The organism is Gracilimonas halophila, from assembly GCF_042684365.1.
In the GTDB taxonomy this organism is placed as follows: Bacteria; Bacteroidota; Rhodothermia; order Balneolales; family Balneolaceae; genus Gracilimonas; species Gracilimonas halophila.
The window spans coordinates 1-15,617 of the sequence record NZ_JBHULI010000001.1 but is presented as its reverse complement, the minus strand read 5'-3'; the positions used below and the strand labels follow the sequence as shown (position 1 = coordinate 15,617).

At 40.8% G+C, this 15,617-nt stretch carries 15 protein-coding genes and 4 tRNA genes; 10 read left to right on the top strand and 9 right to left on the bottom strand.

What is annotated here, in order from left to right; all coding sequences use genetic code 11:
• Positions 1-102 precede the first annotated feature (102 nt).
• Positions 103-1,203, top strand: coding sequence for a histidine kinase dimerization/phosphoacceptor domain -containing protein (locus ACFSVN_RS00095; RefSeq protein WP_390296751.1), 1,101 nt, complete (start codon positions 103-105; stop codon positions 1,201-1,203).
• Here ACFSVN_RS00095 and ACFSVN_RS00090 read toward each other — a convergent pair.
• The 9 genes from ACFSVN_RS00090 to ACFSVN_RS00050 all read right to left on the bottom strand — a co-directional run bounded on the left by ACFSVN_RS00090 (position 1,200) and on the right by ACFSVN_RS00050 (position 11,990).
• Positions 1,200-2,378, bottom strand: a complete 1,179-nt coding sequence (locus tag ACFSVN_RS00090; RefSeq protein ID WP_390296748.1) for an FAD-dependent oxidoreductase — start codon at positions 2,376-2,378, stop codon at positions 1,200-1,202. The two genes, ACFSVN_RS00095 and ACFSVN_RS00090, sit on opposite strands and share 4 nt — an antisense overlap.
• Positions 2,365-3,060 carry a methyltransferase domain-containing protein gene (locus ACFSVN_RS00085; RefSeq protein WP_390296745.1) on the bottom strand — a complete coding sequence of 232 codons (696 nt, stop codon included), beginning with the start codon at positions 3,058-3,060 and terminating at the stop codon, positions 2,365-2,367. The genes ACFSVN_RS00090 and ACFSVN_RS00085 overlap by 14 nt, the downstream gene beginning before the upstream one ends.
• Positions 3,061-3,066: 6 nt before the next feature.
• Positions 3,067-4,167 carry a type III polyketide synthase gene (locus ACFSVN_RS00080; RefSeq protein WP_390296742.1) on the bottom strand — a complete coding sequence of 367 codons (1,101 nt, stop codon included), beginning with the start codon at positions 4,165-4,167 and terminating at the stop codon, positions 3,067-3,069.
• Positions 4,168-4,222: 55 nt separating this feature from the next.
• Entirely contained in the window at positions 4,223-5,581 is a 1,359-nt protein-coding gene (locus ACFSVN_RS00075) for an MATE family efflux transporter (RefSeq protein ID WP_390296739.1), read from the bottom strand.
• Between the two features lie 87 nt (positions 5,582-5,668).
• Complete coding sequence (locus ACFSVN_RS00070) at positions 5,669-9,556, bottom strand: sensor histidine kinase (RefSeq protein ID WP_390296736.1); 3,888 nt, start codon at positions 9,554-9,556, stop codon at positions 5,669-5,671.
• Between the two features lie 26 nt (positions 9,557-9,582).
• Positions 9,583-10,566, bottom strand: coding sequence for a 2-hydroxyacid dehydrogenase (locus ACFSVN_RS00065; protein ID WP_390296733.1), 984 nt, complete (start codon positions 10,564-10,566; stop codon positions 9,583-9,585).
• Between the two features lie 8 nt (positions 10,567-10,574).
• Positions 10,575-10,994 (bottom strand): ribosome silencing factor, encoded by a 420-nt coding sequence (gene rsfS, locus ACFSVN_RS00060; RefSeq protein ID WP_390296730.1) that lies wholly within the window; start codon positions 10,992-10,994, stop codon positions 10,575-10,577.
• A gap of 5 nt (positions 10,995-10,999) precedes the next feature.
• A complete protein-coding gene (locus ACFSVN_RS00055) occupies positions 11,000-11,464 on the bottom strand; it encodes a LytR C-terminal domain-containing protein (RefSeq protein ID WP_390296727.1) in 465 nt (154 codons plus the stop codon).
• Between the two features lie 16 nt (positions 11,465-11,480).
• Positions 11,481-11,990: a hypothetical protein gene (locus ACFSVN_RS00050; protein ID WP_390296724.1), complete on the bottom strand. Its 510-nt coding sequence runs from the start codon at positions 11,988-11,990 to the stop codon at positions 11,481-11,483.
• A gap of 165 nt (positions 11,991-12,155) precedes the next feature.
• Here ACFSVN_RS00050 and queA point away from each other — a divergent pair, with 165 nt between their 5' ends.
• From queA to ACFSVN_RS00005, 9 genes are all read left to right on the top strand, one after another.
• Positions 12,156-13,211 carry a tRNA preQ1(34) S-adenosylmethionine ribosyltransferase-isomerase QueA gene (gene queA / locus ACFSVN_RS00045; RefSeq protein ID WP_390296721.1) on the top strand — a complete coding sequence of 352 codons (1,056 nt, stop codon included), beginning with the start codon at positions 12,156-12,158 and terminating at the stop codon, positions 13,209-13,211.
• A gap of 3 nt (positions 13,212-13,214) precedes the next feature.
• The gene (ispD, locus tag ACFSVN_RS00040; protein WP_390296718.1) at positions 13,215-13,904 is read left to right on the top strand and encodes a 2-C-methyl-D-erythritol 4-phosphate cytidylyltransferase; all 690 of its coding nucleotides are present in this window, start codon (positions 13,215-13,217) and stop codon (positions 13,902-13,904) included.
• Positions 13,901-14,386 (top strand): 2-C-methyl-D-erythritol 2,4-cyclodiphosphate synthase, encoded by a 486-nt coding sequence (ispF, locus tag ACFSVN_RS00035; protein WP_390296715.1) that lies wholly within the window; start codon positions 13,901-13,903, stop codon positions 14,384-14,386. Before ispD ends, ispF begins: the two co-directional genes overlap by 4 nt.
• Positions 14,386-15,033, top strand: coding sequence for a DedA family protein (locus ACFSVN_RS00030; RefSeq protein ID WP_390296712.1), 648 nt, complete (start codon positions 14,386-14,388; stop codon positions 15,031-15,033). The genes ispF and ACFSVN_RS00030 overlap by 1 nt, the downstream gene beginning before the upstream one ends.
• Before the next feature lie 67 nt (positions 15,034-15,100).
• Positions 15,101-15,173 (top strand) — tRNA-Thr (locus ACFSVN_RS00025).
• Between the two features lie 24 nt (positions 15,174-15,197).
• A tRNA-Tyr gene (locus ACFSVN_RS00020) sits at positions 15,198-15,280 on the top strand.
• Positions 15,281-15,287: 7 nt separating this feature from the next.
• Positions 15,288-15,360: transfer RNA gene (locus ACFSVN_RS00015), tRNA-Gly, on the top strand.
• A 7-nt stretch (positions 15,361-15,367) separates the two neighbouring features.
• Positions 15,368-15,439, top strand: a tRNA-Thr gene (locus ACFSVN_RS00010).
• A gap of 57 nt (positions 15,440-15,496) precedes the next feature.
• A partial coding sequence (locus tag ACFSVN_RS00005; RefSeq protein WP_390297298.1) for a GTP-binding protein occupies positions 15,497-15,617 on the top strand: 121 nt, incomplete at its 3' end.

Genomic DNA, 15,617 nt, shown 5'->3' with positions numbered 1-15,617 from the left:
TATATTTAAGCTCTAAAATTTTATTCGGGTATAATTATTAGCAAAAAACACACAAATATTATCCAATCGGATATAGGAAAGTCAGCAAAAGACAGTCTTCTCTTGCATGTCGTTGAAGGGATAAACAGAACGCTGGAACTTAAGGGAGTTCTTTATAATTGCATGGAGGCGGCCAAGGTTGTAATGAATGCGGAAGCAAGCTCATTAATGCTTTTGGATGAGATGACCGGCGACCTTAATGTGAGTATTCCTACCGGACCGGTTAAAGATAAGATCATGGGGATGGCTATCCCTAAAAGTAAAGGTATTGGCGGCTGGGTGATCTCCTATAATCAGCCTTTTATTTCCAATGATGTAACAGAAAGTGATATTTTTTGGAAAGATCTGACCGATGATTTTACTACTAAAAATATTATCTGTGTGCCTCTTCGAAATGAGCATGGAGAAGCATTTGGGGTTCTTCAGGCTATCAATAGAAAAGATGGCAAACCATTTGTGAATGAGGATGTAGCTATGTTTGAATCGTTAGCATTGCATGCTTCCAGTGCCATCGAGCGATCCAGAGAATATGAGAGTATGAAGGGTAGGCTGCACGATAGAGAAGTTCAAATTGCTGAGATCCACCATCGTTTAAAGAATAACCTTTCTACGATTTGTGCACTGTTAGAGTTTGATCTAAATGAATTATCTGACTCTAAATCACGGCGGGCAATAAGTGCAGCTAATTCCAGACTTCGGGCAGTTGCTATTGCTCATTCCCTGCTGTACGATCAAGATGAGATAGACCAGATTGTTCTTAGCAAATATCTGGGTTCAGTAATTCAGAATATTGAGAAAGTTTTTAAAGATCCTGAAAAGGAGATCTATATACAGTCTTCTATTGAGGAAACAGACCTGGATGCGAATCGGGCAATGTTGTGTGGAATGATCGTAAATGAGTTATTGACCAATGCATATAAGCATGCTTTTGAAGGGAAGAGAGGTGGAGAAATTGTGGTTACGCTCAAGGAAGCACCCAATAATGAAATTGTACTTATTGTAGCAGACAACGGTATTGGCTTTCAAGATCAGGGTGATAATTCTTCCACAAAACCAACCGGACATTTTATATTGAAAGCTCTAGCAAGAAAACTAAAGGCAGAAATAAGTTTTAAAGAAAATCCTGAAATTGGAGCAGCCTGCTTATTAAAGTTTCCGGTTTAGACCCACCAATGCTCTAAACCGCGCATTGTGAAAAGTTCTGCTATCTTGTTTTTAAGTGGCGATCTGAGTACCCCTTGAATAAACAAATTTCTCAAAGCCGGAATAGATCGTTTTCTCCCCAGTGCCATATTTATTTCTGCCCTCCTTGCTACTTTTCTAACAACCTTTTTCTGCTTTTCAGAATAAGAGTTAAATGATTTGGGCTCGATGTTATTTCCTTCTGCGCCTTGCCTGTTCTGTTTGAATATTCTTAGGATCTCCCGACAGTCAAGCCAGCCAGAATTCATACCCTGACCTCCAATGGGGCTTACCACATGAGCTGCATCACCTGCAAGAATCACCCGTCCTTTTGCAAAGGTTTCTGCCATAAAATGTTGTACACCAAAACTGCTTATCATGGTGCTCTCAATGGAATGAAGGTTATAGCCGAGCCGATCTTTTACAAGTGTAGCAATATCTTCCTGAGTAGGTTTTTTAATGTAGGAGTCCGTTTTTATAACCCACCTTCTCATTCCGCTTGGCAGCGGGAAGCATTCTATCAATCCATCTTTAGGTAAAAATACAGCAGCATCGTCGCCAAAGTCTGTCGTATCGTCAAAATCTCCCATAATGTAGGTGTCATGATATCGCTTGCCTGAATAATGAATAGATGCCTTTTGTCGAACTAAGCTATTCTTACCATCACAACCAATCAACCAGTTTGTTTTTACATTATGAAGTTTGTTCTCATCTGATCTGTAGCTGACATTCAATGAATGGTTGTTTTTGCTAAATTCCAGAAATTCGGCGCCCGTGATCAATGCTCTTTCATCAAGTTTCTGTAACTCATTCCGCAGTATTTTTTCTGTAGTGAATTGAGGGCAAGCTAAAATATAATTGTGAGGCCCCGGGCATTGCTCAAAAGAGATCTCACCAAGTTTTTTAAGACCGGTATGGGCGATGCCCTTTTTGATCTTTAGCCCGGATTCTAAAAACGGAGCTGTAATTCCCAATTCGTCAAAAAGCTCAAGGGAAACAGGGTGAATTCCCAAAGACCGGGAATCAGGAATCGGATCTCTTCGTTTCTCGAGAACCTGACAATGAATGCCTTCTTTCAGTAAAGAAATAGCAAGAAACAGACCAACAGGCCCTCCGCCAATTATAAGTACATCAATGTGGTCTTCAGGATTTTTCATGAATCAGTAATAAACGAAATGGAAACATCCTTTTTACTTTCCAATCGGCTGGAACAATGTTTGTAAGTTCTTCCCGGGTAAAACTTCTTCTTATGGATATCAATCCATCTTTGGTAATAAACGAATGCCTGAAGAATACCCTGGAAAAAACATTGAACAATGCATATCCGGTCTTACTGCGTTCAATATCACTAAAAATGATCTTTCCGGTTGACAGGCTTTTTGCTTCCTTTAGAAGAGTTAAAATCTCACCATCCTGAAGGTGATGCAGCAGATGATTGGAGATCACAAAATCAAATTTTTGCTTTTTCTGTGAAAGAACTTTCGTTGAAACATGCTTCCATGTAACCAATCCTTCCGGGTATTTTGAGGTAGCAAATTCATACGCCCGCCGGTCCGTATCAATGGCAGTAATGTTGAGCTGGATCCCATCTCTTTTAGCCCATTGTGCAAGTTTTATGGGGATATCTCCTCCTCCAAAACCAATATCAAGAAGGGAGTAAGTTCGATGCTGCTTTACAAAAGGCAGGATCTCATTCTTATAAACACGATGCCATTGAGATAGCAGTCGGTTTATGACCGGAAATTGTTTGTATGTGTTTTTAAGCAATACAGGGTTACAATCATCCCTATCCATGTGTTCCACAAGAGAAGGTGTTCTTTTTGACAGGAAAGAAGACATGTAATTTTATTTAGGATGATAGACGGAAAATAACCCGCTTTCAATAGTAAGGCCTGGACCAAAAGCCATTGATAAAATATTCTGATCAGCGGACAGGTTAGTATTTAACAGTTCCTTTAATACAAATAAAATAGTGGCACTGCTCATATTTCCGTAATTAGCGAGTGTTTTGCGGGAGGCCGAAATTTGTTCGGGTTCCAGCTCCATTGCGGTTTCGATCTTGTCTAAAATAGCACGCCCACCGGGATGGACTGCCCAAAAGTCAATGTCCTTTGCTGAAAGTTCATATTTATCATAAAGAGGCTGAATTGCAGGCTGCAGGTTATCACGAATGATGTCGGGTACGTAGGTGGATAGAATCATATCAAAACCGGAATCACCGATGGTCCAGGCCATATCCTTTTCCCCTTTTTGTACTAAAGAAGAGGCAAACTGATCGATCTTAAAACTTTGTTTCTTGGGCTCTTTAGATGAGATGAGCATACCTGCAGCTCCGTCTGCAAACACCGAGCCGGAAAGTAAATTATCAACATCATTCTTGAACTGAAAATGGAGTGTACAAAGTTCTGCACTTACCACTAACACGACGGCATCAGGATCAGATATGCAAAAAGATTGTGCCATTTTCATAGCCGGAAAGGCTGCATAACATCCCATAAAGCCCACATGATATCTTTGAGTTGAGGGATCAAGTTTTAAAGCTTTTACGATCTCATAATCTGGACCGGGAGCAAAAAAACCGGTACATGAAACCGTGATCACGTGGGTGATCTCTTCGGAAGAGATATGAGCATTGTCGGCAAGTAACTGACGGGCCGTATCCACGAACAGCTTCTTGGATTCCTTCTCATAGACCTTATTTCTTGCTGCGGTTCCGGGATCAGTTTTTGCCTTTCCATTAAAGAAAAGGGAGCCATTTTCATTGGCTGTAAAATCTTCGATCACAGAATGTCTTTTTTCGATCCCGGATTGAGAATAAATTCGATGAATAATAGCCTGGGTTTTTCGGTCGGAACCAATATGCTCCTTCATAACCTCGCGAATCTGTTGTTGATCGCTGGAAAATGGGGGTGTGGAAGTTGTAACATCGTGAATAAAAACAGGCATGACTCAGAATAACAATTTATGTGTGTTATCCAAACCCATTGTCAGTAGAGTTCATTCAGGTAGCCGTGAATCTATTCTTCTTTTTGGTGAGTTTGTTGAACCTGTAATTGTGAAGAATGGCTGCTACTGTTAATCCGCTAATAAGTCCGACCCAGAGTCCTTCGGGGCCAACCTCAAGTGTAATGCCAAGCAGGTAACCGATGGGAAAGCCAACGATCCAGTATGAAATAAAATTAACGACCATCGGTATTCTTGTGTCTTTCAATCCGCGAAGCGCGCCAAATGCACCCACTTGAAGGCCGTCTGAGATTTGAAAAACTGCAGCCAAAAAGATCAGGGATACGGCAACCATGGCTACTTCTTTATCATCGGTATAAATGCTTATAATGAAATCAGGAAAAATAAAAAGAAGTAGAGCTGTAAGGGTCATAACTCCCGCACAAATTGCGATACCTATAAATCCTCTGAAGCGGGCTTTTTCCATGGAACCCTGCCCGATAGAAAACCCGACACGCTGAGAAATAGCCATTGAAAGCCCGAATGGGATCATAAACATGGTAGCGGCAACATTAATAGCAATCTGATGTGCAGCAGCAACTTTTACACTTAGAGTTCCCATCAATAAACTAACGGCTGCAAATAACATGACCTCCATTGAAGAACTGACACCATTGGGAACTCCCACTTTTATTAGTTCACCAATATATTCCCACTCAGGGCCTTTAGTGCGTGCAAAAATATTGAACCTTTTAAATGGTTTGAATGAGGCTGTAAAGGCAATGAACACAATGGCTGCAAAGAAGCATACTATGGCAGTTGCATATCCTGTTCCAACAGCCCCAAGCTGAGGAAAGCCAAGTTTACCGTACATGAGTACATAGTTTGCCCCGATATTTATAAGCAATGCTGCTGATGCAACATACATAGCCGGTTTGGTGACCGAGAGTCCTTCACTGAAATACCTGAATCCTGCATAGACCAACAGAGGTAAAATACCCCAGGATATTGCTTTAAGGTATCCATCTGCAATGGGAATGATCTCAGGAGTCACATCGATCCATATCATTAAACCCTCCAGATTTCTGAGCAGAAAAAATGCAGGGATAGACAGCATCAGTATCAGCCAAAACATCTGCCGTGCACTCTTTCCGATCTCTACAAATTTACGAGCCCCCAAAAACTGTGAGACGATCGGATTAATGGCGATCAGTGTAGCCATACAGAATACACCGATGGGCATATACATGGCATTTCCTATTGCAACAGCAGCCAGATCTAAGGCAGAGAGATTTCCGGCCATCACCGTGTCGGTGAAGTTCAAGCCCATGCTGATCAGCTGGGTTGCAATAATGGGGCTGCCTATAGTTAATAGCTTTAGCCCTTCTTTCTTTATTTCTTGATGGGAATTTTTCATAACGGAAGGCCCAAAAGGTACGGACAAATTTGCACGAAATGCGACAAACTTTTATCTAAATAATTAAGTAAGTATGGTGTATCGAAGCTACTCTTTATGAGGAAGCTCAATAGTGAAGATGGTGCCTTCCCCTGCCTTGGATGTGAATGAGATACTGCCCTCATGCTCCCCAATAATTTTTTTTGTGATGGCCAATCCTAATCCTGTTCCACTGGATTTTGTTGAAAAATTGGGCACGAAGATCTGATCTCTGCTCTCTTCAGGAATCCCGGAGCCATTGTCTTCTACATGAATGAAAATGCTGTTCCGGTCTTTATCCAATTCAGAAGATAGGGTGATCCTTCCCTCATTATTGATAGCTTCAAGAGCATTTTTAACGAGATTAACGAATACTCTTCGAAGTTCATCTTCTGCTCCTTGTACCCAAAGTTCTTCACCGAATAATTGGGTTTTTATGGTGACAGACTCTTCGGCAGCATAAAGCTCAGCAATGGAGGTGAGCAGCCCGTTCATTTCAACCGGAGAAAATTCTTGCTCAGTTGGACGGGCAAACTTGGAAAAGTCGGAAGCGATCCTGTTTAAAGATTCGATCTGCCCGATCATATTTGCGGCAATTTTTTCGATGTTTGGCTTTAACTCGTTAAAATCTTCACCGCTTGTTTTTAATTGCCGCTCCAGATGCTGAAGATTTAATTTCATCGGAGTAAGCGGGTTTTTGATTTCGTGCGCCACTTGTTGAGCCATCTCTTTCCATGCAGCTTCTCGTTCAGCTTTAGCAAGATCATTCTGAAGATCTTTCAGTCGGTAAACCATAACATTATACGCATTGGTAAGTGAGCCGATCTCATCCTGACTTTTAACGGGTAAGGTAGTCTCAAGGTCTCCGCCGGATATTTTCTTCAAGCCCTCTCTTAATGCTTCAAGTGGAGTAGTTAACTGCGTTGAGATCAATGCCGCACCAAGAATGAAAAGCCCAAAAATGATTACATATAGACCGAGCAGGAAACTGGTTGTTGAAAGTACCTGTTCAATGAATTTAGGGGCTTCTAAAAATGTGGGAATGGAAACTACACCTGCAATTTTTGAATCTTTGTCAATCCAGGGCTGATATCCTATAAGTAGTTGCTGATCGCCCAGAACAACCTTTCGGGTAACCTGCGCATTACCTTTAAAGTAAATGGATTCATAAACACTCCATGGAATTAAACGAGGAATCAGATGTTGGCTGTATATTTGTCCGGTAGTAGATATATCAACTAATTTATTCTTATAGAGTGAAGCATCTGCATCCAGTGTTGATGTTAATTGATTCAATGGAATTTGTTCCCCGCCGGATGATTGTAACTCAAATTCAGATACAGCTTCAGTCAGATTATCAAGCTTGCTTAAGAGCTGATCCTGAACGGACTTTTGATTTTGATCTTTTATGGCATAGTAGGTAGTAGTAATTAATGCCATTAAACAAATAAGTGAGGCAAAAATAAAACGGTCAATCAGCCGGTCTCGGAATCTGCGATTATGTCCTAAAATGTGTATATCGCTTTTCCAGAAGACCGTCCCCAAAACAAACAATCCGGCTATCAAGACAGTAAAAAAGAACCTAAGTACGGAAAATAAGTGATTATCAATCCTTGGATTTTTGGTAGCGGCTCTTATGATCTGTTCATTTGAAGTAGCTATGAACAACTCACGTACCTGTTCTTGTTCATTTCCAGATACTCGAAAAACAACAGAGTCTCTCTGTATCTGTTCTTTGAGGTTTTCAGATAGCTGTACATATCCCGGGAGTTCAAGCGGGGGGCCGACTACGTTCCTTCTGGCAGAACGCCCGTCAATATATTCGGTGATACTGATGGATGCATTCCAGTTTTTAGTACTTTCGTATGCAATGACTGCGCGAAGTGGTTTCTCAAATTGTGGCCGCTCGCGATAAACTGAGCATAATATCCAGCCTATCCGAAGATTAGAATTGCCCCGTTCATAAAGCGGGATCCAGGCTCTTCGGAAAGAAGAATAATTGGAGTTCGCTTCATTAAGGGGTCTTTCCCGTACTATAGGCCGAAGATTATTTATACGGATTTGTTCTTCTTGAAACGGGATCACCAACGAGCGCATGTTAAAAGCCCGGGTCCATGCAGGGGAGTCGAGATTCGATGAATATTCACCTATGATCTCTCCTTCATTATTTACCAACTGTGTGGATATTGAAAAACGCTCCCATTCTTCAGATATCAATCTTTGTGTTTGCTGGGTAAAAAGGTTTGCGACAAAAGCGGGTCGCTCTGTAAGGTCTTGAGCTGAAATAACCGAAACAGATTGCTCCAAACTTGTAAGGAGGTCTCTTACTATCCGCTCAGCTTCCGTTGCCTCCTCATCAATAAATAGCTGAGCCGCCTGATTCATTTGGTCATTAAGCCGATCTGAATATCCTTGATAAACGGCTACATATGATATGCAGACTGCAATGAAGCTGTAAAGCAGAAATAATCGAAGTCTGGAACCTTCAGAAATAACTTTAGGCCTGCGAAAGGCTAGTAAAATTGAAACCAAAATTAGGATAAAAAAGAAGATGGCTCCTAATAAGATCCACCCAGAATAGGCGGGGTATAATTTAAAGCCAATGACCATGAGCAGACCTGAAATGAAACCCAATGACATGACCCCTAAAGGAATGAAATATAATTTCTGGCTTAGATCCAGTAAAAATCTTCCAAGTAAAGTTAGCAGTGTTATTGCAGAAATGGTAAAAACACCTGATGCAACATAGAACAGGAGTGTAAGCCAACCAGGAAAAATCTCCAGGTCTAATACTGGAATAGACGACTGTAAAAATAATGAGTAGGTTTCTGTAAGAAAAAAGAAAATCAGGAACGAACTTAAAAGACCAAAAAAGAAATTTATTACAGGGAGGATGATTATTGAAGTTTCCTCTAAGTTGAGCTTAGCGGAGCTGAGGGGTTTTAAGCAAACAAGGGTGATCAGGAAAATAAAAACTGCATGAATACAGTATCTGATAAGGAGGGTTAAAGCAAAAGTATCGTCGCCTCCAATTGTACTGAAAAGTTCAATCCACCCTACTCCGTATTCAATGTTTGAGAAAAAAAGCCATGCAGAGATAAGAGCAAAAAGTTTAAGAAATAGTGAATTCCAGGTACTCAATTCACGGGAAAAAGAGATCAAAAAAAGAGCGATCAATGAGATGAGTAAAGCATAAAAGATCGCACGATAGATAAAGAATTGATTCTGTTTTGAATTTTGATAGGTCGCAAAATCTTCCTCAAGTGTATATAGAACTCCCACAGAGTCAACACTATGGGTTGAGAGAGTACTGCTGAACTGTGGGTTCTGTGGAGGGGGCTCAAAAAAACTAAACCGAACCGGATAACTGTAGCCTATTTGAAAAAGGTTAGAAGGGGATAGTTCTGAGGCATTTCCTATAGGTAAAATATTTTCTTGCTGTATCTTTTTACGAGTAAGTAAAACGTACGAGGAGGCAGAGTCGCTGTCTTCGATAACCAATGAGGCCCGATAACTTAAGAACGTAACGTTATTTTCACGGTCAATGGTTAAAAAAGGCCCCGACTCAATTTTGTCTGAATTAAGAGGTAAATTTCTGGCTCCGAAATCAGTCCAAAGAATAAGTTCTTGATCTTTGAATAATGACATCCCCCAAAAATCATGATTCTTAGTTGCTACTTCCGTGAGAAACTCTAAGTCTGCACCTTCCTCTAGTTGTTGTTTAGCAGACTCATAAAATTTATTGCTTTGGAATAAAAAATCTGCTTCAAACTTAGAATATTGCTGTAGTGCACTGTTAATTGATTCATTAGCCAAAACAGCTTTTTGGGATTCATCGGGTCCACTATGTTCCGCCCATATCTCAAACAATCCATACCCCAAAGCTAAAAGAGTGAGCAAGAGCGTAAGTAACCAGGTCTTATTTTGTATGGGAGATTTCAAGATAGCGCTACTCATAAATTAAAAACGAATATGAGCGTTATTTAACGGCTAATCAAGTTTGGTATTTCAGGATCTGGCTTGCCTTCCAATACTGAAGAGATCGCTTTGGCTGCCAACATCCCGATGGCCTCTCTTGTTCTATGAGTAGCGCTGGCTATATGAGGAAGTAAAAGCGTATTAGGGGCAGTGAGTAATTTAGGGTGAACGTCAGGTTCCTCTTCAAAAACATCCAATGCGGCTCCGGCTATGATATTATTATGAAGAGCGTTAGCTAAAGCTTCTTCATCAATTACAGCCCCCCTTGAGATATTGACTAAAAGGGCGTGTTCAGGCATTAGCTTTAATAACGCCTCATCTACAAGGTGATGTGTTTCCTTGGTAAGCGGGCAATTTAAGCTAAGTACATCACTTTTTGCGGCGAGCTCTTTGTGGTCAGGGATATAAGTAGCGTCCAGTTTTTGCTGGATTTCCGGCGCTATGAGAGAGCGATTGTGATAAATGATCTTCATTCCAAAAGCACGGGCGCGATGAGCAAAGGCCTGCCCAATCCTTCCCATGCCTATGATCCCCAAAGTTCTTCCCCGAAGCTCCATACCTAAAAAACCAAGTGGTTCCCATCCATTAAATTTTCCATCTCTGAGATACTGTTCTGCCTCTTTTAATTTTCTGGAAAGGGAAAGTAATAATCCCATGGCATAATCTCCGCAGGCTTCAGTGAGAACATCGGGAGTATTGGCGACTTTAATATTATACTTTTGAGCAGCCTTTATATCAATATTATCATATCCAACGGCAAAATTTGCAACGATTTTAAGCTTTTTACCCTGCCTTAAAACATTCTCCGAAACAGGTGTGGAAAGCATGCAAAGCAGCGCATCATAACTTGAAATATCATTGATCAGAGTCTCTGCAGACTGATAGGTACCCTTTTCTCCAACGGTTACTTCTCCAATTTTCTGTAAATAGGAAATAGCTTTTTCGGGAATAGGCTCGGTGATGAGAATATGTGGTTTAGAAGAGCTCAACGTAACTTTTAATCTTCGTCATTATCTTTAATGTAGGTCACTTTTGCGTCATTCCACATACGTTCGATTCCGTAGAAATCTCTTTTTTCTTTGCTCATTACGTGAACCACGATATTTACAAAATCAAGAATAACCCATGACCGGCCTTGTAACCCTTCTTTTTTCCAAGCCCTTTCACCTATTTTTTCTCGCATGTCATCTTCAACAGCGTCTGCCAAAGCTTTAATTTGAACATCTGAGGTACCGTGGCAAACAACAAAAAAGTCGGTGAGAGTAGTGAGTTCTGAGACATCGAGTACGGTGATGTCTTTACCCTTCCGGCTTAGTAAAGCCTCTGTAATGGTTTCAACCATTTCCTGGGAATCAGGACTATCATCGGTGTATGAGTTTTGGAATTGTTGTTTAGTCGGTTCCTTAATATCTGTCATAAAATTTAATCTGTATTTAGTTTTTCATAATCGTGGCCAATGATCACACTTACATCAAGATAAAAGTCGGGTGAAGATTCTTGGATAACATTGTCTTCAGAAACTCCCAGGGCACTGGCAACCCGGTAGGCATTATCTATAACCCCACTTCTTGAAATGATAACGGTTTCCTGTAGGTCAAAGGTTTCAAAATTACCTGTTTCAACAACATCAAACCCGTTTGAGCGAAGAAGTCCGGTATATGCATTTGCTATACCTGAAACACCACAACCGTTCAACACCTCAATTTGTATGATCTCACTTATTAGCTCTGATTGTAATTCAGCTCTCTCGTTAAATATTCTCGGATAGATAATGCGTGTAAAAAGAGCAGCCAGTAAAAGTAATAAAAGGACACTCAGAAAACCGATGGCTGTGTTTAAATAAAGTTCTTTACTGTCGGTAGGTTTTGAATTATTAATTTCTGGCATCAACTATGAGTTAGCACTAGTACCAAGGGTTGTATCTATCATAGCGGTCGAACATTCCATAACCGCGATTGAAGAATCCATAACTGCGAGGCATTTGCTGGTATTGAAATCTTATGTGTGCGTTATCGGTGATCTGATAATTCAGTTCTGCATTTCTGATGATGACTTCACCATTAAGATTGTTGTCAGAATTAACAAAGTCAGAACCGCCAAATGGAGAGTGAAGAAATGAAACATCAACACGACCAGTTAAGTCTTCCGAAAAAGCGATGTTTAAGGTGTTCGTGTAAGAATTCACATTTTGATAGCTTCCTCCAACAGCTCCGAAATTCATAGCATATGAATGACTCATGGTCACATTGTTCTGGAAAAAATTATTAAGCCATGTTTGCACAGTAGGGGCTTGGTTATTTATGATCGGCCCTGAAAATTCATACGATTTAGAAAGGTTTTCTCGCAATTGTGCCGACAACTGAGTGCTCAATAATACAGAGAAGATGAAAGTAGTAAGTAATAATTTTTTCATGGTGCTCAAATAATTTGTAATTCAACGCAAGAGCATACCTTTAAGTATAACGAATTGGGCTTTAATAATAAACAACAGAGAAAGGAGTGTTTGATTGAAAACCCTTAAAAAAAAGTATATCTTTATCAACTTTTCAACAGTACCGCAAAACCTATAGCTAGCTAAATGAAGCTTACCGATTTTAAATTCGAAACTGACGACTTTAATATACCAGAAGAACCGCTGAAAAAAAGAGATTCAGCAAAACTAATGGTTCTTAACCGCGCCGAAAAAACAATTGAACATACAACCTTTTCAGAGATTCATAAATACATCAATAAAGATGATATTATGATCTACAACAATACTAAGGTTTTCCCGGCTAGGTTAAATGGTAAAAAGGAAAAGACCGAGGCAGATATTGAAGTATTCTTACTTAGGGAATTGATGCCTGAAAATAAGTTGTGGGATGTTTTGGTTGAGCCTGCCCGAAAAATCAGGATCGGCAACAAGTTGTATTTTGGAGAAGAAGATGAAGAACTGATGGCTGAGGTTGTAGATAATACGACATCTCGTGGAAGAACCATCCGTTTTTTATATGAAGGGCCGAATCAAGATCTTTATGATCGCCTTGATGAGTTAGGGAAAATGCCTTTGCCTCCATACGTAGAACGGGAGCCTGTTGAAGAAGATAAGGAACGGTATCAAACTATATTTGCAACAGAGCGTGGTGCTGTTGCCGCTCCTGCAGCAGGAATGCATTTTACTCCGGAGTTAGTTAAAAAGCTCGAGAAAAAAGGGGTTGAATTCTTGCCAACCACTCTTCATATTGGTTGGGGTATCTTCAGAAATGTTGAGGTTGAAGACCTTACCAAGCATCGAATGGATTCAGATAATTACTTCTTATCAAAAGATACTTCCGATAAGATCAATTTGACCCTAAAGAAAAAGAAAAACAGAGTTATCGCAATCGGATCAAGTTCGGTTCGCACCATTGAAACCAGTGTAATGGCCAGCGGGATGTCTAAGCCGGGAACCGGGTGGACAGATAAATTTATTTACCCTCCGTACAACTTCAAGATCACTGAAGGTCTTATTATTAACTTCCATCAACCAGAATCAACTCGATTGATGTTAGCTGCTGCTTTTGCCGGCTATGATTTTTTGATGGAAGCATATGAAGAAGCTAAAAAAGAAAATTACCGAATGTTTACTTTCGGTGATGCAATGCTGATCCTTTAAATTATGTCTAAACTGTCGGTCATAATACCGGCGGCAGGGTCGGGTGTGAGAATGGGATCGGATATTCCAAAGCCTTTTTTGAAGGTTGGAGGCCGAACGATCCTTGAACATACTATTTCCAGGTTTTTGGAAGTCCCTGAGTTGACAGAGATAATTATAGCGACTTCTAAAGATCATATTTCGGATATTCATTCTATGTTTGAACGGATATCCGGTGATGTCATTTTGAAAGTTGTGGAAGGTGGAAGCAAGCGTCAGTTCTCCATATATAATGCCCTTAAAGAAATTTCAGATGAAGCAACTCTTGTGGGGGTTCATGACGCTGTTCGTCCTTTTATAAGGCCAAAGTTGATTATAAAGTGTTGCAATATTGCAGAAGAATATGGAGGGGCAGTTTTAGGTGTTCCTGCTAAAGACACTATTAAGCAAGTAGACGATAAAAACGTTATTAAAGAAACTCCTGACCGTTCATTTTTATGGCAAGCCCAAACCCCACAGGTTTTTCAGAAGAAATTGTTAAGAAAAGCTTACGAATCTGCATTGGAGTCTGATTTCATTGGTACAGATGACGCTTCTTTGGTTGAACGGATCGGCGGTAAGGTTCAGATGGTAGAGGGGGATCGGGAGAATCTTAAGATCACCTATCCGGTTGACCTTAAAATTGCGGAGTTAATTTTAGGAACAGGTCAATGAAAGCAATTCGAATTGGATATGGATATGATGTTCATCAATTTCATAAAGATCGAAAATTGATTCTAGGAGGAGTGGAAATCCCTCATAGCAAAGGCTTATTGGGCCACTCTGATGCAGACGTATTGCTTCATGCGATTACGGATGCTTTATTAGGGGCAGTTGCCCTGGGAGACATTGGAACTCTCTTCCCGGATACCGATGAATCCTACAAGGATGCTGATAGCCGGATTTTACTAAAGGAAAGCTATGACCAGGTAAAACAAAAGGGATATGAGCTGGTTAACCTCGATGCAACCGTAATCGCGGAGCAACCTAAACTCAGGCCTTATATAGATACCATTCGCAAAAGTATAGCTAAACAACTCACTTGCCCTATTGATGATATTTCAGTGAAGGCAACAACTTCTGAAAAAATGGGATTTGCCGGAAGAGAAGAAGGAGTTATTGCTCAAGCCGTAGTTCTTCTAAGCAAAGTGGAGTAATGGCAGATCAGATCGTTCAAAATATTATCGAATGGATCAGCGTGGTTCCACCTTCTGGGATTTACCTTATCTTTTTGGGAGTAGCTTATTTTGAAAATTTAATCCCCCCAATGCCGGGTGATGTGTTGGTTGCATTTGGAGGATACTTGGCGGCAGAAGGGGTGATCGCGTTATTCCCAATTTGGAGTTTAACCATTATCGCTTCTGTTTTAGGGTTTATGACCATGTATTGGTTGGGGCATAAATGGGGGGAGCAAATTGAGAGTAATAGGGAAAGTCATTTCATACTTCGTTTTATCCCTTATAAATATTTCAAAAGAGGAAAGAAGTGGATGAGTAGATGGGGGCAGGGAGTCGTCGTCGCCAATAGGTTTCTGGCAGGAACGAGGTCGGTGATCTCGCTCACAGCGGGTATGTCTCATTTGAAAATCACACCCACAATTTTGAGTTCCGCCATCAGTTCAATTTTATGGAATAGTCTTTTAATAGGTATGGGCTGGGTCATACGTGACAATTGGCCAATTATCGGGCAGTACCTCTCAAACTATGGAAAAGTAATTATCGGGCTTATTGTACTGTTCATTGCCGGTAAAGCGTATTTTTCTTACATGGGGAAGAATTCGCGAGGCAATGAACAAAAAGAGTGAAAGTTTTTAACAAAAGTATATTGACAATCAAAGCAATCATACTTAATTTTGAAGTCTTTCGCGAAAAGCCAGTGTAGCTCAGTTGGTAGAGCAACGGTTTTGTAAACCGTCGGTCATCGGTTCGAATCCGGTCACTGGCTCAGCGAGATTTGATTTATTGATCTGGGGAGATACCAAAGCGGCCAACTGGGGCAGACTGTAAATCTGTTGTCGTAAGACTTCGCAGGTTCGAATCCTGCTCTCCCCACGCGTAAGCGAGCGTAGCTCAATTGGTAGAGCGTCACCCTTCCAAGGTGAATGTTGCCGGTTCGATTCCGGTCGCTCGCTCAGATACGCCGATATAGCTCAGAGGTAGAGCACTTCCATGGTAAGGAAGGGGTCGTCGGTTCAAATCCGACTATCGGCTCAGGTCAAAAATTTTTGATAATTATTTTAACGCAATACTAAACAAAACAGCTTAATCATGGCAAAAGAGACCTTTCAACGGAATAAGCCACACGTGAACGTGGGCACGATTGGACACGTAGATCACGGGAAGACGACCTTGACTGCGGCAATAACAACCGTAATGGCGAAGACCTACG